This is a genomic window from Microbulbifer donghaiensis (assembly GCF_900129095.1).
GTDB classification, from domain to species: Bacteria; Pseudomonadota; Gammaproteobacteria; order Pseudomonadales; family Cellvibrionaceae; genus Microbulbifer; species Microbulbifer donghaiensis.
Genome location: NZ_FQVA01000002.1, coordinates 222,495 through 248,269, shown reverse-complemented (window position 1 = coordinate 248,269; position 25,775 = coordinate 222,495). Strand labels below are relative to the sequence as shown.

At 57.2% G+C, this 25,775-nt stretch carries 15 protein-coding genes; 8 read left to right on the top strand and 7 right to left on the bottom strand.

Going from position 1 to position 25,775, the window contains the following annotated elements; translation table 11 throughout:
• Positions 1-17 precede the first annotated feature (17 nt).
• From dapA to BUC36_RS11330, 4 genes are all read left to right on the top strand, one after another.
• Positions 18-893 carry a 4-hydroxy-tetrahydrodipicolinate synthase gene (dapA, locus tag BUC36_RS11345; RefSeq protein ID WP_073275212.1) on the top strand — a complete coding sequence of 292 codons (876 nt, stop codon included), beginning with the start codon at positions 18-20 and terminating at the stop codon, positions 891-893.
• A 34-nt stretch (positions 894-927) separates the two neighbouring features.
• Positions 928-2,100 (top strand): outer membrane protein assembly factor BamC, encoded by a 1,173-nt coding sequence (gene bamC, locus BUC36_RS11340; protein ID WP_073275210.1) that lies wholly within the window; start codon positions 928-930, stop codon positions 2,098-2,100.
• 10 nt (positions 2,101-2,110) lie between these two features.
• Positions 2,111-2,887 (top strand): MBL fold metallo-hydrolase, encoded by a 777-nt coding sequence (locus tag BUC36_RS11335; protein WP_073275208.1) that lies wholly within the window; start codon positions 2,111-2,113, stop codon positions 2,885-2,887.
• A 132-nt stretch (positions 2,888-3,019) separates the two neighbouring features.
• Positions 3,020-3,844, top strand: a complete 825-nt coding sequence (locus tag BUC36_RS11330) for a sulfite exporter TauE/SafE family protein (RefSeq protein ID WP_073275206.1) — start codon at positions 3,020-3,022, stop codon at positions 3,842-3,844.
• 113 nt (positions 3,845-3,957) lie between these two features.
• Here the strand turns inward: BUC36_RS11330 and BUC36_RS11325 are convergent, their stop codons facing one another.
• On the bottom strand, positions 3,958-5,742 hold the full coding sequence (locus BUC36_RS11325; RefSeq protein WP_073275204.1) for a peptide MFS transporter: 1,785 nt from the start codon (positions 5,740-5,742) through the stop codon (positions 3,958-3,960).
• A 265-nt stretch (positions 5,743-6,007) separates the two neighbouring features.
• On the opposite strand from BUC36_RS11325, the gene BUC36_RS11320 reads away from it, so the two are divergent.
• Together BUC36_RS11320 and BUC36_RS11315 are read left to right on the top strand one after the other, a co-directional pair.
• A complete protein-coding gene (locus tag BUC36_RS11320; protein ID WP_073275202.1) occupies positions 6,008-7,150 on the top strand; it encodes a transglutaminase domain-containing protein in 1,143 nt (380 codons plus the stop codon).
• Positions 7,151-7,226: 76 nt separating this feature from the next.
• Positions 7,227-7,682, top strand: coding sequence for an REP-associated tyrosine transposase (locus BUC36_RS11315; protein ID WP_073275200.1), 456 nt, complete (start codon positions 7,227-7,229; stop codon positions 7,680-7,682).
• Between the two features lie 142 nt (positions 7,683-7,824).
• On the opposite strand, the gene BUC36_RS11310 is transcribed toward BUC36_RS11315, so the two are convergent.
• Both BUC36_RS11310 and BUC36_RS11305 read right to left on the bottom strand, forming a co-directional pair.
• Positions 7,825-10,527, bottom strand: coding sequence for a TonB-dependent receptor plug domain-containing protein (locus BUC36_RS11310; RefSeq protein WP_073275198.1), 2,703 nt, complete (start codon positions 10,525-10,527; stop codon positions 7,825-7,827).
• 410 nt (positions 10,528-10,937) lie between these two features.
• Positions 10,938-11,522 carry a MarC family protein gene (locus BUC36_RS11305; protein WP_073275196.1) on the bottom strand — a complete coding sequence of 195 codons (585 nt, stop codon included), beginning with the start codon at positions 11,520-11,522 and terminating at the stop codon, positions 10,938-10,940.
• 782 nt (positions 11,523-12,304) lie between these two features.
• Between BUC36_RS11305 and BUC36_RS11300 the strand changes: the two genes are divergently transcribed.
• Both BUC36_RS11300 and BUC36_RS11295 read left to right on the top strand, forming a co-directional pair.
• On the top strand, positions 12,305-12,589 hold the full coding sequence (locus BUC36_RS11300) for a hypothetical protein (RefSeq protein ID WP_143186961.1): 285 nt from the start codon (positions 12,305-12,307) through the stop codon (positions 12,587-12,589).
• Positions 12,590-13,110: 521 nt separating this feature from the next.
• Positions 13,111-14,760 (top strand): tetratricopeptide repeat-containing sulfotransferase family protein, encoded by a 1,650-nt coding sequence (locus BUC36_RS11295; RefSeq protein WP_084535933.1) that lies wholly within the window; start codon positions 13,111-13,113, stop codon positions 14,758-14,760.
• Between the two features lie 24 nt (positions 14,761-14,784).
• Here BUC36_RS11295 and BUC36_RS11290 read toward each other — a convergent pair whose 3' ends face one another.
• From BUC36_RS11290 to BUC36_RS11275, 4 genes are all read right to left on the bottom strand, one after another.
• Positions 14,785-16,407, bottom strand: coding sequence for a tetratricopeptide repeat-containing sulfotransferase family protein (locus BUC36_RS11290; RefSeq protein WP_084535931.1), 1,623 nt, complete (start codon positions 16,405-16,407; stop codon positions 14,785-14,787).
• A 160-nt stretch (positions 16,408-16,567) separates the two neighbouring features.
• The gene (locus BUC36_RS11285) at positions 16,568-19,555 is read right to left on the bottom strand and encodes a TonB-dependent receptor domain-containing protein (RefSeq protein ID WP_073275187.1); all 2,988 of its coding nucleotides are present in this window, start codon (positions 19,553-19,555) and stop codon (positions 16,568-16,570) included.
• Between the two features lie 257 nt (positions 19,556-19,812).
• Positions 19,813-22,584, bottom strand: coding sequence for a TonB-dependent receptor plug domain-containing protein (locus tag BUC36_RS11280; RefSeq protein WP_073275185.1), 2,772 nt, complete (start codon positions 22,582-22,584; stop codon positions 19,813-19,815).
• Between the two features lie 289 nt (positions 22,585-22,873).
• Positions 22,874-25,732: a TonB-dependent receptor gene (locus tag BUC36_RS11275; RefSeq protein WP_234994970.1), complete on the bottom strand. Its 2,859-nt coding sequence runs from the start codon at positions 25,730-25,732 to the stop codon at positions 22,874-22,876.
• Positions 25,733-25,775: the final 43 nt, after the last annotated feature.

The window sequence follows — 25,775 nt, the reverse complement described above, 5'->3', positions numbered from 1 at the left end:
ATAGTTAAGGAGTAAGGATGTTTACCGGCAGTATGGTGGCGCTAGCTACCCCAATGTATGCAGATGGCAGCCTGGACTGGGACAGCCTGCACAACCTGGTGGAATGGCACATAGAGCAGGGCACCCGGGCCCTGGTCGCCGTCGGCACTACCGGTGAGTCCGCCACTCTCGACGTCAACGAGCACCTGGAAGTGATCCGCCGTGTGGTGGACCAGGTAGCCGGACGCATCCCGGTAATCGCCGGTACCGGTGCAAACTCCACCACCGAGGCGATCGAGCTGACGGAAAACGCCGCCAAATGCGGCGCCGATGCCTGCCTGCTGGTCACCCCTTACTACAACAAGCCCACCCAGGAAGGCCTGTACCAGCACTACCGGACAGTCGCCAAGGCCGTGGACATTCCCCAGATTCTCTACAATGTACCGGGCCGCACCGCCGTGGACATGCTGCCGGAGACGGTGCAGCGCCTGGCGGCGATCAACAATATCGTCGGCATCAAAGAGGCTACCGGTGACCTGGAGCGCGCCCGGGTGCTGTTGGAAACCCTGCCGAAAGAGTTCGCCATCTACTCCGGTGACGATGCCACGGCGATGGAGCTGATGCTGATGGGCGGTCACGGCGATATCAGTGTGACGGCCAACGTCGCGCCGGCTGCGGTAGCGCAGATGTGCGAGGCGGCACTGCGCGGCGACGCCGAGACGGCACGGGCGATCGATCAACGCATCCGCATATTGCACAAAGTGCTGTTTGTGGAGTCCAACCCGATACCGGTGAAGTGGGCACTGCGGGAAATGGGGCGCATTGACGGTGGTATCCGCCTGCCGCTCACGAGCCTCTCCCCGGAACACCATGCCACTGTGCGCGAAGCACTGCGCAGCGCAGGCGTACTCTGACGCTGCGAACCGACGACTAATTAGGAACCCAATAATGACAAGATTGACCGCTGGAGCCGCACTCTGTATCGCCAGTATCACACTGACTGGTTGTGGCATGTTCGGCAAAGAGGGCTATTTCCGCGACCGCAGCAACGACTACCAGCGCGCGGACAGCCTGCCGCCGCTGCAGATGCCCGCCGGTGTAACCGCCAAGCACCAGGAGGAGCTGTACGAAGTCCCGCAGATTGCCGGTGACCAGCTCGCCGAGAGCGAGTTTGAGGTGCCGCGCCCGCAGGCGCTGTCGGTCAATGTGGGCCTGGACAGGGTCAAGATCCAGAAGCTGGGCAACCGCCGCTGGGTATTGGTTAGTCAGCCGCCGGCCGAAGTCTGGCCGCAGCTGCACTACTTCCTGCGCACGTCCGGATTGCGACTGGAAACGTCCGATGCCAGCGCGGGCATCATGGAGACTACCTGGCTCACCTTTAACGAAACACCGCAAGTCAAAGACAAATACCAGCTGCGCATCGAGTCGGGCGTGCAGCCGGACACCACCGAAGTGCACGTGCGCCACTTTTCGCTGCCGGCTTCGGCTCCGACAACTGCCAGCGTTAACTGGCCGGAACAGTCCAGCAATCCCGAGCGCGAGGGCTGGATGATCGACGAGATGTCGTCTGCGCTCGCGGCAGAATCTACCGGAGCCGCTGCTTCCCTGGTGGCCCAGGCCATCGGCGGCACTTCGATAAAGGTCCAGGTGCAGGAGCCGGCCGGTCGCGAACCCTATATCTCCATGGGACTGGCAATGGACCGCGCCTGGGCGACAGTGGCCCATGCCGTCAATGCCGGGGCCTACCGTCTGCACCGGGAAGATGCCGATATGGGTATCTTCTATGTCACCTATGACGAGAATCGCGAACTTACCGAAGAAGAGGGCGGCTGGTTTTCCTGGGGCGGCAAGGGCGAGGACAAGCAGGCCAAGGCCGCCGAGGGCGTGACCCTGCAGCAGATTCTGGCCAATATCGACACCACCAGCGATGCCCAACCGGCGCTGTTTACCGGTATTCCCGGTGTCGGTGGCGCACCCGCGGCAGAGTACCCGGGCTACCTGGTAGTGCTGCGCGGCGGCGACGACGTGATCGAGGTAAGGGTGCGCAATACCCGCGGCCAGCCGTTGTCCCGCGCCAAGGCTTCACAACTGCTGCTGGCCATCCGCCAGAACCTGATTTAAGGGCCCGGCAATGGCCCTGCGCTTCGCCTCACTGGGAAGCGGCAGCAAAGGCAACGGCACCCTGGTCGCCAGCGGCGACCACTGCCTGCTGGTGGACTGCGGCTTTACCATTAAGGAAACCGAGCGGCGTATGGCGCGGCTCGGTCTTTCGCCCTCTGACCTGTCCGCGATCCTGGTAACCCACGAGCACAGCGACCACCTGTCCGGGGTGGCGCCGCTGGCGCGCAAGTATGGGGTGCCGGTCTACATGACACCCGGCACCTTGCGCGCGCGCGATATCGGCAAATTGCCCAGGCTGCACTTGATCGAGGGGCACCAGCCGTTTTCGGTGGCGGACATCCACGTCACACCGGTGGCTGTTCCCCACGATGCCCGTGAAGCCGCACAGTTCGTGTTCCGCAGTCGAGGCAGCAGTCTGGGATTGCTGACCGACCTCGGCACCGTAACGCCCCATGTCGAAGAATTTTTCGGCGACTGTGACGCCCTGTTGCTGGAGGCCAACCACGATCCGCAGATGTTGGCCCAGGGGCCGTATCCCCCCTCCCTGAAACGCCGCGTTGGTGGAGCCTACGGGCATCTGAGCAATCAGCAGGCCGCGGGTTTTCTGCAGCGGGTCGGCTGCGATCAGTTGCAGCACCTGGTGGTCGCCCATATCAGCGAAAAGAACAACAGCGTAGCGTTGGCCCGCGAGGCACTGGCGGACGCGGCCGAGCGCGTTGCGAACTGTATTTTCGCCTGCCAGCAGCAGGGGTTCGACTGGTTGCAGATCGACAAGCGGGACTGCTAAGTAACGGTCCGCACTGTGGGAGCCTGCCCTGCAGGCGATAGCTGCCGCGCTACTGAACACTTCTAATATCGCCAGCAGGGCTGGCTCCCACAGGGAGTATTGTCCAATTCGGCAGCATTCGAGGGAGGGGGCATGGAAACTCTGCTGATTTACCTGCTGGTCGGCGCCGCCGCCGGCACCATCGCCGGTCTATTTGGTGTTGGCGGGGGGCTGATCATAGTGCCGGCACTGGTGCTGGTGTTCACCGCCATGGGCATTGCACCGGAAATCCTCACCCATATGGCGGTGGCAACTTCGCTGGCCACCATCGTCATCACTTCCCTCAGCTCTATCCGCACTCACCATCTGAAAGGCGCGGTGGACTGGTCCACCTTTCTGTCCATGACGCCGGGTATATTGCTGGGGTCCTGGCTCGGCGGTGTGACCGCCCACTTACTGCCGGGCTCATGGCTGCAGCTGTTGATCGGAATTTTCGCGCTGGTGATTGCCGTGAGGATGTGGCTGGCAGGGCGGCGCCACGGACAGCTGCCGGAGGACGGCGGCAGGCTTCCCGCAGCGCCGGTTCTCACTGGTGTCGGCGGGCTTATCGGCTGGGCCTCGGCAATCTTTGGTATCGGCGGTGGCTCGCTGACAGTACCCTTCCTGTCCCGCTGTCACGTACAGATGCAGCGCGCCGTGGCCACCTCTGCGGCCTGTGGTCTGCCGATCGCGGTAGCCGGCGCCATCAGCTTTACAGTGCAGGGGTGGGACGACGAACTGCTGCCACAGTGGAGCAGCGGTTATATCTACTGGCCGGCATTTTTCGGCATTGTGCTGGCCAGTACCCCCTTCGCCCGCTTCGGTGCCAACCTGGCTCACCGGTTGTCACCGCAGCTGCTGAAGAACTGTTTCGCCGGTCTGCTGTGTGTGATCGGGCTGCGCTTTATCTGGCTGAATGCCGGATTACTTTTGGGATAATGATCGAGGCGCGGGACTCGCCTGGGGGAGCCTGCCCTGCAGGGCAGGCTCCCACAAAAATAAAAAAGGCCGCTGTTTGCGCAGCGGCCTTTTTGCGTTTTGGGTATCCGCGATTAACGGATGCCGCACATGCCTTTCTTCAGCAGCGGCGAGATGATGATCATCAGCGCGCCGACGCCCAGGCCCCACCACATCAGGTACTCGTAGAGGCTGGTGTAGGTGGTCAGGGTAGAGGCGAGATCGGTAGCGCCGTCCTGAGGCACCGCAGCCATCTTGCCGATGCGTGTGGCCACGGTTTCGGACAGGGCGGTCGCCAGGAACCAGGTGCCCATGCTCACGCTGACCACCTTGCCGATGGACAGCTTGGTCACCGCGGACAGGCCTACCGGTGAGAGGCACAGCTCACCAGTGGTGTGCAGCAGGTAGGCCAGTACCAGCCAGATCATTGCCACTTTGCCGGCTTCGGTCGGGAAGGCCGCGCCGAGTACCAGGGCGCCGAAGCCCAGGCCAGCCTGGATGATGCCGAGGCCGAACTTGACCGGCGTGCTGGGTTCCCAGCCGCGCTTGCCCAGCCAAACCCACAGGGCGGCGAACGGAATGGCCAGCAGCATGATAAAGCCGGCATTCAGGGAGCCGAACATGGATGCGCGGATCTCGCCGTCGCCGACGGTGCGGTCCAGTACGCGGTCAGCATACAGGGTCATGGAGCCGGCGGACTGCTCAAACAGCGCCCAGAACACGATGGTGGACGTGATCAGCACCATCAGCACCACGGTGCGGGAGAACTCTTCGCTGTAGTGGCGGGTGAAGCCGTAGCCGATAAAGGCCACCAGGCCCAGCAACATGGCGCCCAGCCAGACATCGACGTCGGTGAAGGCCCAGATCAGGCCCAGCGCCGCGGTCACTGCGGCCATGCCGATGGCGATCATGTCCTTGCCCTTGCTGTCCTGGTGCAGCATGGAGAACAGGATCAGGCCGACGATGGCGACGATCAGCAGGCTGTTTTGCGCCAGGTGTACCACCGGCTCGCTCTGCACCAGGAACCAGACCAGTGCCAGGGAGGCGATACCGCCCAGGTACACGGCCCACTCCTTGTTGATCGGGCCAACAGCCTTCTCCTTCAAGACTTCCGGGCGGCTCGGCTCGGCCAGGCCGTCCAGGTACTTCTGTCCCCACAGGAAGGTAATCAGGCCAACCACCATGCCGATACCGGCGAGGCCGAAGCCGTAGCCCCAACCGTAGGTTTCCCCGAGCCAGCCGCACAGCAGGGTGGCGATAAAGGAACCGATATTGATACCCATATAGAAAATGGTGAAACCGGCGTCGCGACGCGGGTCATTCTTGCTGTAGAGCTGACCGACGATGGTAGAGATGTTCGGCTTCAGGAAGCCGACACCGACGGTGATCAATGCCAGCGCCATGAAGAACACCTTCAGGGCGACCACATCCTGAATCACCACATCGCTGGCCAGCGTGGTGCCGGCCGCAATCACAGTGCCGTCATTCAGGGTGATGGCTTCGCTGAGAACGGTGCCCGCCGCGTAGGAAATGGCCTGGTGGCCCTCCACTGCCATCAGCAGGTGTCCGAGGCATAGCAGGATACCGCCAAACAGTACCGCCTTGCGCATACCCAGGTAGCGGTCGGCCAGCAGGCCGCCGATCAGCGGCAGCGCGTATACGAGACCGGCGTAGGCGCCGAGCACGTCATAGCCGGCACTATCGGTAAACAGGTGATACTTGGTGAGGTAGAGCAGGAGCAGATACTTCATGCCATAGAAGGAGAAGCGCTCCCAGAGCTCGGTCGCAAAACAGATATAGAGCCCTTTGGGGTGGCCGAGCAATTCGCCCGAGCCGGCAGTAGTGGCCGTCGTGGTGACGTCCGCGACATTAGAAGACATAGAAGTTCCTCTGTCTGTAATTGTTATGGGGAACCTCGGTCAGCCGGTGTCTCGAGCGATGATAGCCAACACATTGGTTAACGCACCCGAGTGGATTGCGGACTGTGCCCAGAGCTTCCAAGTAAAACCCGAGAAGTGTAACAGTTGTCTGATAGGCAGGCGAATCGTTGCAGTTGAAACCGTATGATTTGCCGTGGGGGTATTCACACCGGGCCCATTTAGTGGTAAATCCTGTATAGAATTTGGTCCACAGGGGAAAATAATGATGAAAACCCCGATCTTGATACTTCTGCTGTGTTTCTTGACTGCCTGCGCCAGCACTCCGCCGAGCGGGAGTGCAGACATTAATATCCAATCCGCCCTGAGCGGCGCGGTAATACTCGGTCAGCCTGTCGACACGGCCGGCCTGCCCAATGAGGATCTGCTGGCGCTGACGCCGGAAATGCGCGTCTATCTGGCGTCGGTGGCCCCCGATGACAGTCCCCGCCAGCGGCTCGCGGCGCTGACCCGCGCGTTTGAGCGACGCGAGTTTCACGTCGAATACGATGAGGGCAGTACCCTGTCGGCGATGGAAACCTATCGCCAGCAGCGCGGCAATTGCCTCGCCTTTACGCTGATGATGGTGGCCATGGCGCGCGAGCTGGGTGCCGATGCGTATTTCAATCAGGTGGATGTGCCGCCGGTATGGGGCCACGACGAAGCGCAGACTTTCGTGGTGTACCGCCACATTAATATGGTGTCGGAAAGTGCGCGTGGTCGTCGGGTGGTGGATTTCAATCTTGCCGCCTACGACCCTATTTATGATCAGTACAAACTCTCTGATATCGCCGCCTTTGCGCAGTATTACAGTAATCGCGGAATCGAATTGATGCAGCAGGGCGAGCGCGCGCAGGCGTTCCTGCATCTGCGCAAGGCGTTGGAATTGCGTCCCGGCGACAGTGACCTCTGGTCTAATCTCGGCGCTCTGTACAGCCGCTTTGAATACCAATATGAAGCGGAGCAGAGTTATCGCCAGGCATTGGCGTTAAACGCAGGCAACCTGGTGGCTATCAGTAACCTCGAGCGTCTCTACCGCCGCAGTGGTCGTGAAGAACTGGCCCAGCATTACGCCCAGCGGGCGAAATATCACCGCGAGCGCAATCCCTATTATCTCTTCTATCAGGCACGCAACGCCTACGAGCACGGCGAATATCAGCAGGCAAAAAAACAGCTACGCCGTGCCCTGTGGAAGTACGAGGATGACCACCGCTTTCATTTCCTGATGGGACTGACCAACTTCCGCTTGGGTGAAGTTGAGGATTCCCGAGAGAGCTTCAGGGCGGCATTTTCCCTGGCGAATAACCCGGCTACGGTTAATGCCTACACACGCAAGTTGGATTATCTGAAGCGCGAAGCACAATCACAGTAATTAATCGCCTGCAGGGCAGGCTCCTACAACTGTTGGTGCCAGTGTGGGAGCCTGCCTTGCAGGCGACTCAAGGAAGATGAACAGCTCTCCCGAAAGTCACCGGTTGCGTTTCGGCCAATTCAGCGAGCCGAACCGTATATATCTGATTACCGCCAACTGCTTTCAGCGGCAGCCAATATTTTCTGACTTGCAGCGGGGGCGTGCGTTTGTGAGAGCGCTGATGCATTCAAGCCGATCAGCTGAAACTCTGAGCTATGTGGTGATGCCTGATCATGTTCAATGGCTGATGCAAATACGAAAGGGCGCCGAACTTTCAGCCATCGTGCAGAAAGTGAAATCACAGACCAGTAAGGCGCTCAAACGACAAGACCGGCAGCTGGATAGAAACTGGCAGCGCGGTTTTCACGATCACGCGTTGAGGAAAGAAGAGGATTTGATTGCAATGGCACGCTATGTGGTTGCGAATCCGCTGAGGGCTGGGCTGGTAAAGTCCTTGCGCGACTACCCGCTGTGGGATGCTATCTGGCTCTGATAAATCGCCTGCAGGGCAGGCTCCCACTGTTGGTTGTCCACAGAATCAGCTACTGATGTGGGAGCCTGCCCTGCAGGCGATACCAAGAATAAAAAAGGGGCGCCGAGGCGCCCCTTCTCATTTCGACTACTTGAGTCATCACTTAGAACTGGTAGCTAACACCAGCCCAGGCGTAACGGCCCATGAAGTCGTAAGTGCCGTTCCAGTCGGAACCAGAGGTGGTTGCCGGCTCGCGGTCGGTCACATTGTCGATACCCGCAGTCAGGCGCGTGGCGTCGTTCACATCCCAACCCGCACGCAGGTTCAGGTAGGTGTGTGAAGGCAGGCGCAGGTAAGGGCTCTTACCATCGCTCAGGTGCTGGACTTCCGCACCCAGATCCCAGTTAGCGGCATACCAGGTAGCACTGGCCAGGCCGCGCCACTTGACGTAGGCCTCGTTGGAGGTGCCGATATAGTCCAGCTTATCGGTGGTCTGCCCGGTCTGGGAGTTGAACTCCTCGTACTCGAGCAGGCGGGTGGCCTGAGCGCGCACGGCCAGCTGGCCGGCGTCGTAGTGGAAGTTCTGCACCACATCGATGTCCACACCCTTGGTGTTGATTTCACCGATGTTCATCAGTGCACCTTCCAGGGCGATGATCTGGCCAGCGCCATTGTTGTTGCGCACTACGCGGTCACAGGCGGCCGCGATACCACCGCGGTAGCAGTCATCCAGGATGCGCTGCAGGTCCGGTGAGGTGATCGCGTCTTCCACTTCGATCTCGTAGTAGTCCAGGGTGATGGACAGATCTTCGGCGAAGGACGGAGTCCACACTACGCCGGCAGTGAAGGTTGTCGCTTCTTCCGGCTGCAGATCCGGGTTGCCGCCAATATTGGTCGGAACCTGGTTGCCAGACTGAACGATTTCCGTCTGACAGTTAGAACCTACGCCAGTGGTGTTGGTGGTGCCATTATCACAGGGGTCGATCAGGTACTCGTAGCTCTGCGCGGCGCCGCTGAACAGCTCATAGATGCCCGGTGCGCGGAACGCGGTGGACAGGCTGGTGCGGAAGCGAATGTCTTCGGTCGGCGCGTAAACCAGGCCGATCTTGCCAGTGCTCTGGCCGCCGAAGGTGTCGAAGTCGGAGTAACGCACCGCGATATCCGCAGACAGCTCTTCCGCGTACTTGGCACCGGCCAGGATCGGCAGGTTGAATTCCGCAAATACTTCGGTCACGGAATACTCGCCGGCAGTGGCGTCCTGCTTGTTGCCGAAGGTGTCGCCGCTCTGGGTTTCGGCGCTCGGGTTGAACTCGCCGGACTCTTCGCGGTACTCGACACCGGTGGCGAAGCCGAGGGCGCCGCCCTGGAACTGGATGGCTTCGATGTCGCCGGTCAGGCTGGCGCCGAAGTTAACCAGTTCGTACTCGTTGTCTTCCTTGTCGTCGTAGCGGATGTAGTCGATCACGTCCGCACCGATGCCGCCGAGGAACTGCGGGTTGGCGATCGGGGAGGTGCCGTCCAGGACTTCCTGCAGACGGGCCTTGTTGTACGAGTTGGTGATGCTGTTCTCGCCTTCGTTCTTGCCATAGCTCAGGAAGGTATCCCAGCCCCAGCCATTGGCCAGGTCACCGCGCAGGCCGCCGATGAGGCGGTAGGTATCGGTGGTCTGCTCGTAGTCGCGAGTGCCGCCGTCGACCGGACGCAGGCGTACATCGAAGGCGCCTGCGTCGTCCCAGGCGGTGCCGTGAGCGGCTGAAGGTTCTTTGGGCTCCAGACCTGCCGGGCTGCCCTGGGCTTGCCACTGGGCGTAGGCGGCGTTGTAGGCGGCCAGTTCGATCTGGTAGGCGTCTTCCGCTGCCTGCCAGGAATCCTGCAGCTGCTGCTGGACTTCAGCCGGCATATGGTCCGGGGTCAGCGCCAGGCCGTTACCGGCGTACATCGGCTGTGCGGCCAGCTGCTGGTTGGTGGTCTTCTGCGTGTAGCTCGCTTCGCCGTAGGCTTCTACCGAATCGGTAATGGAGAAGGTGCCATTCACGGTCGCCGCGGTGCGCTCCATGGAGCCAGCCAGCCACATGTGCTGACCGATGTTGTACGGGGTGTAGCCGGAAGTCAGGGACTTGCCGTCTTCGCCAACGGTAAAGCTGCCGTAGTTGGTGAAGATATTGCCGTTGGGGCCCATGGAACTGTTCAGGCCGGCCCAATCGCGGTCGTTGTAGGTGACTTCGTCGCGCTGTGCGTGGCTGATATTGCCGATAAAGCTGCCGCGCTCACCTTCACTGCCGAAAGTGATGGAGAACTCGCCGTTCTCGCCGCCGCCGTTTTCGCTGCTGCCGGCGCGGGCGCTGACACGAACGCCGTCAACGGACTTCTTCATTACGATGTTGATAACACCGGCAACGGCGTCGGAGCCGTATACCGCGGAAGCGCCGTCGGTCAGCACTTCGATACGGTCGATCATATCAACCGGGATATTGTTCATATCTACCGCGGAACCAACGCCGGAGCTGGAGGATACAAAGCGGCGACCGTTGACCAGCACCAGGGTACGCTCGGCGCCCAGGTTGCGCAGGTCCACGAAAGACAGGCCGGCACCGCCGTTGTTGTCGTTGGCGTTGATGCCGGTGGTACCCATGGACGGCAGCTGGTTCAGCAGCTCGTCGATGGTGCCGACACCGGAGCGCTGGATCGCTTCGGAGTCAACAATAGTAATAGGGCCTGTAGTAGACAGAGGGTCGCGGGCAATACGCGAACCGGTAACAACTACTTCTTCAACTGCCGGTCCGGGAACTGCGTCCTGGGCCAGGGCGCCAGTGCTGGCGATAGTGCCCAGAGCTGCAATGGCAACGCTCAATTTGGTCTTGATCATAATGCATCCTTTTATGTACTTAGGGTACTTATAATGCGTTTATTAGCTTGTAGCATTTAATGCGCGAGCTGACTTTAATGCATCAAATAGCATTATGGAACTATCGTGACATTGCGGCGTCGTTGAGCAGGTCGAATTGCTGTTTATATTTTGATCTTAATGGTTTATTTATAATCGCGCGAAAATATGTGCATCCTATTGAGGCAAAATTTAAATGATATTTTTATTTCAATTGATGCTTTAAGAGTATGCGAATATTAAATGTAAAGTTTGCAAGTAATTCGCGATTGTTGGTTGAAAAGTGATCAATGGAGTCGGGAAGGGAGTTTCTTGGAGGTGTGAAGAGTGTTGGGTGGTTAAAAAATAAGCAGCCCCCCTTACCTGCAAGGGAGGCTGTAGAGTGGAGGGCGTTAGGCGAGGCTCTGTTTCATCCCATCGAGAAATAGCTGAACTGACAGCATTACCAGCACCATTCCCATCAGTCGCTCGACAGCGATCAGGCCCCGGGTCCCCAACAATCGGGCCAGCGGCGCTGACGCCAGCAGTATTACAGAAGAGACACCCCAGGCGCCCAACAGGGCCAGCGTCCAGTCCAGTAATTGCTCCCCCTCGCTGTTTGTCATCAGCATCAGGATGGCCATCGTAGAGGGGCCGGCAACCAAGGGTACTGCCAGTGGCACAAAGAATGGCTCTCCTTCCAGGCGCTCGCCCATGATGCCTCCCTCGGTGGGGAAGACCATGCGCAGTGAGATCAAAAACAGAATGATGGCACCGGCAATGCGTATGGCTTCCTGCGATAACCCAAGCCAGGCCAGCACGTAGCGCCCGCCATAGAGGAAGACCAGCAGCACGATGAGCGCGAAGATCAGTTCGCGCATGATGACGTAGAGTTGCCGGCGTTGCGGGACGTTCTTCAGCGCGGCGAGGAAAACTGGGATGTTGCCCAGTGGGTCCATGACGAATAAGAGGGTCAGGAAGGCGGTTAGTGTATCCATCAAATGTCCATGATAAATCGAATTTCGGTGCTGATTTGGTGTGCAAGCCACGGTGTGACTGCATAGATTTTAGTCGTACCTTACCGCGGCACTGCTGTGAGAAAATTAGGTGCACTTAAGCCTGTATATTTAAGCCCTCAAATTGCCGACACTACAAGCACTTGAGGCACATTCTTCTTTATAATCCGATCACCGATAAAGAGGAATAATCCTGATGCCGGGCCCGATCTAGATTGGCGCGCGTGCTGGGGCATACAGTAGGAGTGTTAAAGCCGGTGATGCTTTTGGTTGCGGTGGACAACGCCGCATCGCCGCGCGTGGATTTTGGCAAGCCTTGTTCCAGTCATCCCCATCAGTAGCTCTTATCTGGGCATGGCCGATATAGACAGTAGTCATGGCGTGGTGCCCAGCGATGCTGTCGAGCTCATTGCAGCGCCAAACATAGCGACGTCTATTGAGATCTCCATTTGTATGCATGGAGTATTGGAGCGATTCATCGATAGGCGACCGAAAACGGGGAGGGTAGCTTTTACGGCCAAGTTAGCGTATCCGCGGTAGAACTTCGTGATAGCGGTTGTGGCGTCCCTTCCTTCCTGTTGTGTGGTAGAGCTGGCTGCTCGTCTGGAAAGAGAAATACGTGTTTGTTCGTTTGTTGGGGGAACCTTTGTCAAAGGTGTTTTGTATTTGCCGGTGGTCGTAAATAATTTGGCGCGGTAAAATGCTTTACGGCTTCTTGAAAGGGAAGATTGTTAAAGTCGTTTTTTTGATATAAGGGTATCGATATGAAAATCAAATTCTTTTTGGCATTGGCGCTTAGTTGCAGTGTGTTAGCTGGTTGTACATCGGGCGCGAGTGAAGAACAACCTGTTTCACCCGTGGCCCAGAGTTCTGGAACGGCCAGCCTGGTTGCCAATGAGGAAGATGGCAAGATTTGCAAGGTGCGCGCAATTACAGGGTCTCGCTTTAAGCAAAAGACCTGCATGACTGCCGAAGAGTGGGAGAATATGGCGTACGAAAGTAAAAAGGGGCTTGATAAAAATACGCGCAGTAAAATGAAAAATGACTGAACGGTAATGTCTTAAGAAAGAAGCGGTTTTGATGGTTGATTGTAGTGCCGGGACCGAAAGCCGCTTTTAGTAAAAATGGCTGTGTCACAAGTCATGAGTGTTCTGTCTATATTCAATAATGAGCTGGCTGATATCAGGCATTCACTAGATTTAGAAGGGTATGCAAAGTCGGGGCTATATATTTGAAGCTGCATGGTGGCTCCTGTGATGAAGGGCTGATTCCTAAATATTCGGTTTTTACTATGTTTGGGCTTCAGAGGCGGCAAATGTCAGTATTTGGTATTGAAGCGCTGGTTTGGCTTCGATCCAATTTTTATTTGAGAAGTGTTTGGTTTCGAGTTGATTCCCCTTCCTCCCCCGAGGCTATTCCTGAGATGCATTCAAACGTAACGCTCCGCGGTGAGTTGAGTTCTTTCCTGAATTAATTCAATAGATAGGTGAAAAGCACCCTGAATAGGTGGTCTAGGTTAATCGTTTGCAATCCCATAATTTTTCATCTACGGACTTGTTTGGTTGGAGCAATGATAGATCGGTCGAACTTTGTAGATACTTTGCGGCGTGCTCGTAGTGCATATGCCGCATCGCATTTCTCCGAAGCTGAACAGCTATATCTCACCCTGCTTAATTCCGGTCTGGAGCGGGAAAAGGTGCTCACAGAAGTTTGCCAGCTGTACTTGAGAAGTGGGCAAACAATAAAAGCCGTCCAAATCCTGAAAGATTTAGTGAGGCTTAATCCCACTTGTGTTGACTATGTCATCAAGCTGGCATCTGTTTGCATATCGGCGGGTTTGCCGGAGGAAGGTGTGAGTGCCTACCAGCAGGCGCTGTCCCTAAATCCAGATTTGCCTAATTGCCTGTATAACTTGGCTCTGCAGCTAAGAAAGCTTGGCAGGTTGGTCGAATCAGCAAAGGCCTATGAAGAAGCAATCAGTCGTGGAATCAGTGGGCAAGACGAGGTTTTCAATAATCTTGCATTGGTATATTCAGAGCTGAACGAACCGCAGCGAGCTGAGGAATGTTTTGAGCGGGCACTCACCATAAATCCAAATTACACTCCTGCACTATTCAATCGTGCAGGTTTGGAAGAGGAGCGCGGGCATAAGGAAAAAGCAGAGTCTCTATACCGCCATGTGCTGGCGCAGCAGAACGATTATTATCCGGCCCTTTGCCGTTTGGCATATTTGGGCGACGTTACGAGCCGAGATGATCCTATAATCAGGCAGCTAAAGTCCGCTTTACAACACAGTTCGGTTCCACCGCTTGAGCGCGAAGAGTTGTGGTTTGCGCTGGGGAAAGTGCTGGATGATTGCGCTAGCTATGAGGAGGCGTTTCAGGCTTATTATTCGGCGAATAACATTGGTCGCGCGAGATTTATCGAATACCGTAAGGATCTTCAAGAGAAATTCATAACCGAACTGATGGAGACTTTTTCCAGTAATTGGTTCTCTTCCGCGCATTCTGAAAATACTGATTTTACCCCAATATTTATTTGCGGCATGTTGCGGTCAGGGTCTACATTACTGGAAAAGTTCCTTGGTAGGCACTCTCGGATAACTGCTGGTGGTGAGTTGGAATATTTCCCTCAGCTGGTCCGTCAGATTGGTGGTGGGTACCCGCGATCGCTGAGGAAGATGGAGGTTGAATATTTCCAAAACGCCGCTCGGGAATACCGACGGTTTTTGCGGGAGAGGCTCGGCAGCCCGGAGTACTTGACCGACAAGCGGCCCGATAATTTTTTGCATGTCGGATTGATCAAAAGTTTATTCCCCGCTGCGAAAATCATTTGGACAAGAAGAGAGTTGCTGGATAACTGCCTGTCTATTTATTTTCAACAGCTTGGGGATGCGATGAACTATTCTGTTGACTTGGACTCGATAGGACATTACTACCAGCAACATGTTCGCCTGATGGAATACTGGAAATCGCTGTTTCCGAGTTCTATCGAAGAGGTGAATTATGAAAGTTTTGTGAGTTCTCCCAGGGGGAATCTAGAAAGACTTTTGGAATTCATAGGGCTCGAGTGGGAGGATTCCTGTCTGGATTTCACCGGCGGCGAAGGTTCGGTAAAAACTGCAAGCATTTGGCAGGTCAGGAAGCCGCTTTACAAGAAGTCCTCAGGCCGTCATAAGAATTACGAAAAATATCTGGAGCCGCTGCAGAAGTATCTGTGAGCGGCATTGCCGTCATTGCGGGTGTCAAATCAGCCCTTTTTCTTTCAATAGACTCCTGAGTGGCGTCAAACCCTTCTCACAGTTTTTCCACAATTCCAGTGAGTTTCTGTATATGGGTTGTCTCACCTGTGCAGCGCTTGCCGTTGCAGTGCCTTTCACGCGATTCTTGTGAAACTCCAGGCAGTTTTCAGACCAGTTTAGATCGCAATACTGCATCAGCGCCTTGGAGGTCTCCACCGGAGTAGTGACGAGATCTTCGTAGTTCAACTCAAAGTAGCCAGCGCCAAATATGGACTTCCAGTGGTTCATTAGTTGATCGTACGCGGAATAATATGCTGCGAGATCATGTAAATCATAGGAGTATGGGTGTCCATTCTTAAACAGTGTTTTAAAAATCGCATAACACGTGTCCATTGGGTTGCGCTTGATATGTATTATTTTGGCGTGAGGTAGTGCGAGTTTGATTGCTCCAAGATACAGGAAATTACTTGGATTTTTGTCAATAATATAGCGACTGTTTTTCTGTTTTGCCCTTGATGTGAGCTTTTGCTGATAATCCTGCCCAATTTTTTCAAAATCGAGTTGGATGCTTCCGCGGATTGCGCGCAATTGCGAATCGCTGATGAAGTCGCGGATACGGGCGGTCTGCATGGCTGCGCGGTAAAAAATCTGGGCGAAGGTGTCTGGTTCGCCCGCGGAGTCTACTTGTTCGTTGGAAGAGAGAATCCTGTCAACAAGGGTGGAGCCAGTTCTGGGCATACCCAAAATAAAGATAAGGCCCTCCCCGTTCTGATTACTTGAATTTACTTTGTCGGCTATCGTATCAGGGCTGTAAGTCTTACGGATTTCCTCAACTGCAATAAGGTCAGGTTCAACGCTGTATCCGAGGGAATTTTTTTTAAGTTCGGCTCCTTTGATTAAGGCTGAAAAGCTTTCTTCATACAGCTTCAGGTCTTCCAGCTCTTTTGCTAGAGCGTAGTACAGGTGAACTTTTCCTTCAGCAGGGGTAGCACTTGCTGATGCGAGTACTTCGAGTTCGGGGATATGGTTGCTTTCTTCTGTCTGTTTTCTGAGGGTCGATCTCAGCCAGTAGGCAGGATAGTTGTCTGGAGCTAATTTCAGGGCCCGGTTGTACATTGATTCTGCAGTTTCCAGGTTGCCCATCGCCCGGTTTGTCGAAGCAGTATTAAACAGAAGTTCAGTGTCCTTCGGCTGTAACGGTAGTGCGGTTTCGAAAGCCGCCAGAGCAGCGCTGTGCTCCTCACATATTGCCAATAGATAGCCAGCCCGTGCAGCCAGTGTGGGATTCTTCAGATTTATGACCGCTTTTAGGTCAATGCATTGGGAGGCTGCGCCTAGGTCGTCGGCCCTGATATAGAGGCTGGCAAGGTGAATCTGGAGGGAAATTCGCTCTACGGGTGTGAAGTTGTGGCGGCACAGCGCAGTTTCTAGTATGGAGATACCACCGGCTAGGTCTTGAGTCGCGAGGTGGGAATCTGCTAAGAGATGCCATATTTTTGCCTGTTTGGAATCGATCGCAAGCGCCTGTTCCAAGTGATGTCGCGCGACTAGGGGCTGATTCTGTGACATAGCTCGGTGTGCGCTCTGAAACAGCTTTTCTACGACTACCGGCTGATCTTCTCGCATTACTTGTCCAGATTTGGCTACTTTCACTAATGTTGGGACTATTGCTACAGGTAACTATATCGCCTTGATGTGTCCTTGTAACAATTTTGCTGGATAAAAAAAGCGCGGCGGAAAACTCCGCCGCGCTTCTTGACTGAAATTCTAATCTAACTACTTAGAATTAGAAGTCTACAGTCATGCCCAGGAAGGCATAGCGACCCAGAGAGTCGTAGACGCCCGGGAAGGTGTTGCCGTTTCCGTAGATGCCGGCACCAGCATTCGCGGTCAGCGGCGGCTCTTCGTCGGTAACATTGCTGATACCACCGCGAATCACTACGGTCTCGCTGGCTGCCCAAGCGGCAGACAGATCGAGGTAGTTCATCGCATCGAAGTCCTGGTTCACGTCAACAGTGTGGACTACGTCGTTAACATCCTTAACACCGATGGTGTTGAGGTCGTTAGCTTCGCTGATGTGACGCCAGGCGGCGGTCACGTCAACACCGACCGGAGTGGCCCAGGTCGCGCGCAGGGTGCTGACGAATTCCGGGGTAGGAGTACCACAGGAACCGCCCCACTGGCCAACGCAGTCTTCCACTTCAGCGCCCGGAATCTCCTGCTGATCCCACTTGGTCAGGTAAGTGGCGATGAAGTTCAGGTCCACAGAGCCCATGGAAGCGAGATCAAAGCCGTAATTGGCGTTGATATCGATACCGGAAGTTTCGAAGAAACCGATGTTAGTGTTGGTGGAAACAACGTTTGCATCGCCAATCCACAGGTTGCCGTTTGGCCCGCGGTTGATCGCACCACACAGGGCTGCATCGCCGGTCGCCATGCACTGACTGATGATGGTTTGCGGATCTACGAAGCTAATGGCTTCGGTCACTTCGATATTGAAGTAGTCCAGGCTCACGCTCAGGCCTTCAACAAAGCTCGGAGTGAATACGAATCCGGCAGAAATAGTTTCGGATTCTTCCGGAGCCAGGTCGGGGTTACCGCCCTGCAGGTAGTTGTACTGGCCCGCCGGAGAGTTCGGAATGCTGCCGTACTGAGCTGCAGTTACGCCGGTCAGCGCACATTCTTCCAAACTTGCCGAAGGTGCTGCGCCGCCACAGGGATCGCTGCTCATGTCAAACAGGGCGATACCCTGGCCGGTGAACAGTTCACGAATATTGGCGTGACGAACGGCAGACTGGAAGCTGGCGCGGACGCGCAGGTCGGAAACCGGCTGCCAGTCCAGACCGAACTTGTAGGTGTCGGTGGTGACGCCAGTGTCATAGTCGGAGTAGCGATAGGCTACTTCCAGACCAGCGTACTCGGCACCAGTCATGCCGCTTACCAGCGGAATATTGGCTTCGGTGAAGAATTCCTTCACGCTCAGGGAGCCGCTGACTGGCTTGGTCGGGCCGCCCTGGCCTGCGCCGTCGCCGGACTGGAAGCCACTGTCGGGGCTGAAGTTCAGCGCCTCGCGGCGAGTTTCAGCACCCATTACTACCGCGACGCCGCTATCGGCGGTCGGCAGTTTCACGCCGTAGTCAGTGAGGTCACCGGTTACGTACGCAGAGTAGATTTCCTGCTCAGTAGTACCGCGTGCGAACAGCGGCAGAATCAGGTAATCGAGGGCTTCCGGGGTCACGCCGCCTTCCTGGAAGATGTTCCAGGGCACACAGGTCGGATCGGATCCATCGAGGACGGATTGACATACCGGCTGGCCGTAAGATGCTGCGAGCGGATTACCGTCGCTGTCCAAACGGTTATCGGTAACCACATCCAGTGCGCGGATGATGCGAGTCCCGGACATGTCGTTGAGATAGGTCTCTTCCATGCTTACTTCAGCGTACTGGGCGTAGGCATCGTAAGACCAGGTCTCATTGATGTCGCCGCGTACACCGAATACGCCGCGGAAGCTGGTGTGACGCAGGTCGTCCTGACGCGGACCGCCTTCTACGTTACGACGGCCGATGTAATAGGGAACACTCTCGCCGGCGCCCAGTCCACCACAGATGGTGTCGCGCTGTTGCGCGGACAGCAGCGGGTTGTCACAGCTGATGCTGTCGGTAACGAAGAAGTTACCGGACGGTGCGATCTGCGCAACAGTGCGGTCGTCAGCATAAGACAGCTGAGTGTAGGCGGTAGCGTTTTCGTTGATGTCGTAATGACCGAATACACCCATAGTCCAGCGTTCATCCGGGCGCTGGAAGTAGTTCAGCGGTCCGTAGTTGAAGAGGCTGCCATCCCAAGGTACGAACTGATCACCGGAAACGGTGTAGTAGTTGGCGCCATCAAAAGGAGTGAACAGGCCTGTGGGCATAGTAGCGGAGCCGCCACAGCGATCGCTCAGATCGGCAGAGGTTGGAACGCCGGTAACGGTTGATTTCGGCGGAGTCCTGACGCCCAGTGCACAGCCGCTGTAGTCGCGGTCGGACTGCAGAACAGCGTCGATCTTACGGTAGTTGGCGTAGGCGGTAACGTTACCGCGGCCGCTGTCCAGGTTGGCACCCATGATCATGGAGAAATCGTTGATTTCGCCGTCGGTTACGCTGCCATCGGCGACGTCAAAGCCGCTGCCAGTAACCAGATCCTGCATGTCGCTGTTGTCGTTGTTGTGCTGATAGACGCTGGTCTGGGTTTCGAAGCGAACGCCTTCGAAGTCGTCCATCATGACGAAGTTCACAACGCCAGCGATCGCGTCGGAGCCGTAAGCTGCGGATGCACCGCCGGTGAGTACTTCTACTCGTTCTACCAGTGCGCCCGGAATCTGGTTCAGGTCAGCAGAGCCGCCGCCAGCAATCGGAGAGCCAGCCGGCATGCGGCGACCGTCGATCAGCACCAAGGTGCGCTGGGCGCCCAGGCCACGCAGGTCCACAGTGGCAGTACCGGTTGCGCCGTTGGCCTGGCCTGCGGTCTGAGTGGCTGCTACTTGCGGCAGGTCGTTGAGCAGATCTTCAACACGGACAACACCAGTTGCCTTGAAGTCTTCCGCATTTACAGAAGTTACCGGGCTAACGCTTGTTTCGTTGGCGTCGCGCTGAATACGCGAACCGGTAACTACAACCTCTTCCACCATTTCCGCGTCTTGCTGAGCGAAGGCGGGCATAGCCGGAACCATGATTGCAGCTGCGGTCAGGCCCAGAGCGCCTTTAACAGCTACAGACAGGAGGTTCTTTTTCATTGTAAATCCTCTCTTGATCGTTGGATTTATAGTCTTTTGCCTTGAATGGCGATTGTGGAAATGGCTACCCCCAAGCGGCCACTTCCCTCCCAACAAAGGTAATGACGGGCGGGCGCAGGGATCCCTCAAAGAAATCGCAACTTTTTTTCCAATTCTTCGTAATGTCAGGTTGGGGAGGTTGTTTTGGTTGAAAAATAACCAATCGTGGGCTGGGAGTGGGGAAAGATGCCCCGCCCGGAAGGGCGGGGCGAAGGGGATCAGAACTTGAAGGTCACGCTGCCGTAATAGAAGCGTCCGACAGTATCGTAGCTCAGCGGCAGTGTGTTCATGTCATCGTTGTTGGTGACGTAGGGCGGCTGCTGGTTCCACATATTGCGGATGCCTCCAGCGATGGTGATGCCTTCCCAGCGGAAGTAGCGGAAGTTGAAATCCATATACCAGGTGGTGTCCACGTGGGTGGCCAGGTCGGTGTCGCGGGGATTCACATCGTCCACGTCGCCTTCCATCCGCACGATAGTGGTGGCTCCCCAGCAGTCGTATTCATAGTCGAAGCTGGTGTAGATCTTCCATTCGGGAAAGGCTGCGATCCGCGTGGTTACCGGGTCGACGCCGAATTTGCCCGCCAGATCTACCTCCGGTTCGAACTCACTGGCCTGAAACTTCCATTCATGCAGCCAAGTGGCGCTGCCGCTGAAGGTGAATGTTCCCGGGCCCAGCTCCATGCTGTAGTCCGCGCCCAGATCCACGCCATCGGTCTCGAAGGTAGAGATGTTCTGGCCGTTCAGCAGCTGGCCGGCGATAGTGAAGTCTCGGGCGCGGCGGGTGGGTGCGGTGGGCAGCGGTGCCACACCGACAGCCCCGGCGCCGGTGATCAGGTCGCACGACGGCGAGCTGAAATTTGGGCTGGTGTAGCAATTGCTGACGATGGTATTGGTATTGAAGGTGCCGATGGCGTCCTCAATCTTGATTCTCCAATAGTCCATCGTGAAGCTCAGGTCCTCGACGAAAGTGGGTGTCCAGACGATGCCGAAGGTCCAGCTCTCGGATGTCTCTGGGTCCAGGTCCGGGTTGCCGCCGAACAGGCCGGTGGCCTGGGAGCTGCCCAGCTCGAAGTCCGGTGGCAGCCCGTCGGCGGCGCAGTTGGCCCGCACGTTCGGGTCGGAGCTGCCGCCCCAGTTCACACAGGGGTCCGTGTAGGTCTCTGCGGACTGGGTGGGCGGCAGGAACAGGTCGTCCAGTCCCGGCGCCCGGAAGCCCTCGGCGTAGGTGCCACGGAAGCGCAGTTGCTCTATGGGTGCCCAGTCGACGACACCCGCCCAAACAGTGTGGCTGCCAATATTGTCGTAGTCGGAATAGCGGAAGGAGGCTTCCACTGCGAGCAAATCGGCCCAGTCGCAGCCTTCCATGATCGGCAGGCGTACCTCGCCATAAACCTCATCCACGTCGTAGGCACCGCCCCAGTTTACGCCACTGACGAAGTAAATCTGTCCCAGGGCGGCAGCGCCGTCCACGGTTGTCTCGGTGCGCTCCCGGCGACGTTCGTAGCCTGCAGCCCACTGGACTGCTTCGCTGGTGTTGGGCATTGACCAGCCATAGAAGTCGCCGACGATGTTGGCTTGCAGGCTGTTCAGTGTGGCTTTCTCCACCGGCGAGTTGGTTACCAGGGCATAGTCCTGCCAGGGCTGGGTGAAGGTACCGGAGACAAACGGATTCCATGCGGTTGCGCCGGCCGCATCGGCTGCCGCGGAGCATTCTTCGTCGTCGGCACAGAGGTCCGGGTCGAGGATAGTGGTGAAGCGGCCGGGGTTGGCACGGCCGCGATCTATCTGGGAGTCGATCCAGCGGGCGTAGTTGTAGGAAATATCCCAGGTCCACTCGTTACAGAATTCGCCCATGAAGCCGACAACGCCGCGCCACATGTTGAGGTCCTGGTTGAACGAGCGGCCGCCGGTCTCGGCAAGGCGCCTGGCGATAATCGCATCCTCACCGGTGGGATTGCCCGGGTTGCTCGCGGGCGCGGTCGGCTGGAAGAAGGTGCCTTCCGCGGCCAGCAGCTGATCGGACTGGCGGTTGGCATAGAGTATTTCGCCGAAGGTTTCGAAGGTCGTAAAGTCCTTCCAGTCCCAGAGTTGTTGTTGCCCATAGCCGTAAAAGGTCACCACTTCCTGCGGCGTAACTAGGTAGCTGACTTCGGCAAAATTGAATCCGTCGCGGGCCGTGTCAAAGAGGCGTACATCTCCGGTGATCGGATCGACTATCAGGCCGGCATCTTCGCTGGGGATAAAGAATCGCGCGGGAGTGGTCGTGCCACTGCCGCCGCACAATACCTGATCGCCGGATTCGAACAGGGGACAATCGGAAAATTTGCGGTCGCCCTGGAAAATATCCTGACGCTTGGTGTACTGCACGTTCAGCATTACGTGCCCGTCGTCCCCGCTAGTACCGAATGTCCAGGCTGCGAGATATTCCTGGCCGTCATTTTCCTGCGAGGTGCCCGCGTCAAACCTGACCTCCGCACCTTCGAAATTTTTCTTGGTGATGATGTTGATAACGCCGGCAATGGCGTCGGAACCGTAAATGGTGGAGGCGCCGTCGCGGAGAATTTCGACACGTTCAATCGCGGTAGTCGGGATGGTGTTCAGGTCTACCACGCCGGTGGAGGGGCCGGAGGAGCTCAGGCGCCGTCCGTTCATGAGGACCAGGGTTCGCGATGAGCCGAGGCCGCGCAGTGACACGGTTGCGAGGCCGGGGTTGCCGTTGTTGACCGTTGAACCCAATTGACCACCGGTCATGGATGGCACTTCCTGCAGGAAGTCCTCCAGCGTAGTCTGGCCGGATGCTTCCAGTGCGGCGGCGTCAAATACACTGATCGGAGTCGCACTTTGGGCGTCGGTAGCGCGCTGAATGCGTGTACCAGTGACGACAACTTCCTCCACTTCCTGAGCAAACGACAAAGTAGCAAAACTGGTGGAAACGGCCGTGGCAGCGATTGCGCCCTTAATTGCCCGGGATAGACGGGATCTGTCCATGGTATACCTCTCCTGATACCGGTTCAAAACGCCGAATGCGGCAGTGCCCTCCCTGACAACTGCAAACTACTATCAACAGAGGCTTGCTAAAACACTAGAACATTTTTTCATCAGTCAACGGATCGAGCGAACAATTGGGCGTCTATTGGTACGTTTGTGCACTTCAGTTTGTTCGCGTAAGTGTGGCGCGCAAGAGAATTTTGTGTCGGCAAAGCAACCGCTTTGCGATCAGTGAAAGTCGAATGAATGGCGGGAAAATTTAACGTTTTTTTGCGCGGGCGAGTCGCGTTTAGAGATTATACGCCAGCGTGGTATACCAGTAGCGGCCGCTGAGATCGTAAGTGCGGCCGTCAAAATTGTCGTTAAACGCGGTGGCGGCAAAAGGAGGATCCCGGTCGAGCAGGTTGTCGATGCCAACGGCAAATCGGAGCCCCAGGGGGAGTGCGTAGGCGAGTTGCAGGTCGTGGCTTGACCAGCTGTTAATTTTGCGCGTCACGCGCTTTTCATTGAGCGTAAAGGATTCTTCCAATTCGCTGACATAGTGAACGGTATAGCCGCCTTCCCAGCGTCCTTTGTGCCAGTAGACGCCGGTGTTGGCTTTCCATTGAGGGAGTGACCCGGCACCGCCACTCGCTGCGTCGACAAAGGTGCCGGCTAGGTCTTCCTCGGGTGAGCCCGGTGCGGCCTGGTTCAGGTAGTGCCGCATGTGGCTGCCGTTCAGCGACCAGCGCAGCTGGCCGATCTCTGCGGAGTTGTGTTCGTAGCGCAGTGTCAGGTCGTAGCCGCTTACCTCGCGCGCGCCGATATTCAGGCGCGTCGCGAAGATTTTGGTGATGTCGCCACTGTCGTCGCGCAGTACCCGGTCGGTAAACAGGGCCGAATAAGCATTTTTATCGATCAGATATTGCGGGCTGGTATCGATAACGTCGTTCTGGCGGATATCGAACAGGTCCAGCGTTGCACTGAATCCCTGCAAGCGTCGTGGTGTCCATACCAGGCCCAGCGAGCGGTTATCCGAGGTTTCCGGTTGCAGGTTCGGGTTGCCGCCGAATTCCGTCAGGTACTGAATTCGCGCGACATCGGCCTGGCCGCGGCAGCCGGGCAGGGTATTGGCGTCACTGCGCGTGCAGGGATCGAACAGATACTCCTGGCTCTGGTAGCCGCTCTGGTTCATATCGATCAGTGTCGGCGCCTTGAAGCCGGTTGCATAGCTCGCGCGCACCATCATCGACGGTGATGGGCGCCAGCGAAGTGCCAGTTTGGGATTGGCGGTATGACCGAAATCACTGTAATCGGAAAAGCGCATCGCGCCGTCGAGCCACAGGCTGTCTTCCGCCAGCGGTACAGATATTTCTGCGAAAGCCTCGCCGATAACGCGATCGCCCTCGGCTGAACCCGAAGCGTGTCCGCCGATAAAGGAAAGCCCGCCCGCGTCATTGGAGCGAAAGTCGATGGTTTCCCGGCGGAACTCCGCGCCCGCGGCGGCGAGCACATCACCGGCATAGTTGCTTCCCAGGGGGCCGTTGACGATATAGGTCAGCGACGACATGCGAGTTGTTCCTTCGACCACGCTTCCGCCGCGGATGAAGTCGAGCTGAGCGGCATCGATACTGCCGCTCGGCCCCAGCAGGTCGGTCGCGACGCAGCCAGTATTCGGGTCGCAGATTTCCGGACCTTTCAGGCTGCGTGACAGGGCCAGGGGGTCGATCAGGTTGTTCAGGCTCTCGGACGCGCGGGTGTAGTGGAAGGCTGCAGTCAGTTCCCATTCCCAGCTGTCCCACATACCTTTCAGGCCGGAGTTAAGGCGCCAGGTTTCAGTGCGATTCTTCTGAATGCGCGGGCCGAGCTCCAGCACTCGTTTGCGCACGTCGACGACCTCTTCACCGAAAGGGTTGTAGACGTTGTCAGCGGCGATAGTCAGGTCGCCATTGTCAAAGCGGGTGAAAACCGGCGTCGGCGCCATCGTGGTCTTGGCAGACGTACGGATGCCCATGGCCTCGACGAAAGCGAGCGTGTTCTCGCCCAGGTCCAGATTGCCTTCCAGGTAGGCTGAGTGTCGCTGAGACGGCACTACCGCTGAGGTGTATTCGCGGTAGTCGTAACGGTCATCCGAAGACCACTGCCGGTAACCGTCATTTTCGGCATTGGTGAGAATCTCGCCCCCGTCCAGGGCGATAAATCCTTCAGGGGATGCGGAAGAACGCTGATCGGTGCCGCCGCGGGGGCGATTGTCGGCGGATGCGGACAATTCACGGTCGCGGCTCATCAGGGCGCCCTGGCTGTAGTGGGCCAGGCTCAGCATCAGGTGGCCGCGCTCGCCGTTTTTGCCCCAGGTGATGTGGTGGGATTCCGTCTGTTGATCACCGCGCTGGGCCTGGCCGTAATAACTGTTCAGGGACAGCCCTTCGAAGTCGCGGCGCAGGATAATGTTGACCACTCCAGCAATGGCATCTGAACCGTAAACGGCAGAGGCGCCATCCTTGAGGATCTCGACGCGGTCCACGGCCGAAAGCGGGATTGTATTCAGGTCGGCAGCTTCGCCACCAAAGCCATTGCTGACGATTCGGCGACCATTGATCAGCACCAGGGTATTGCTGGCGGGCAGGCCGCGCAGTGTCACCGTGGCGGTGCCGTCGCCACCGTTGCTGACCGAGGTGCTCGTGGAGTTGCCGGAAACAGCAGGCAGGAATTTCAGCAGTTCGGCAATCGTCTGGGCGCCGGTAATCTCCAGTTCCGGCTGAGCCAGTACGTCGATAGGGGCGTAGCTGTCCAGCTGCAGGTGGCGCAGGTGACTGCCGGTAAGACTTTGGCCGGTAACGGTGATTTCTTCGGTGTGTGCCGGCAGGGCTTCAGTATCGTCTTCCGCTTCGGCGGGGCGGGTCAGTACCGCGACGGCACTGGGTCCAACGCGTTCATAGGTAAAGGGTGAACCCCGCAGTAACTGTTGCAGGGCCTGCTCGAACTCACCGTTCTCGCTGTCGAGGATTTTCTCCGGCAGGTTATAGCTCGCGGCGGAGGAGGTCTGTACCAATACCGAGAACTTGCACTCGCGACCCAGCGTTATCAGTGCCCGCTCCAGGTTGCCGGCGGGCAGGTGGACACCGGAATTCGGGCAGGCGGCAACGGCTCCTTCAGAGAGCAGCAGCAAAGTCGCTAGCGACAGTGAGGCCCGGTGCCGAGAAATCAATGGA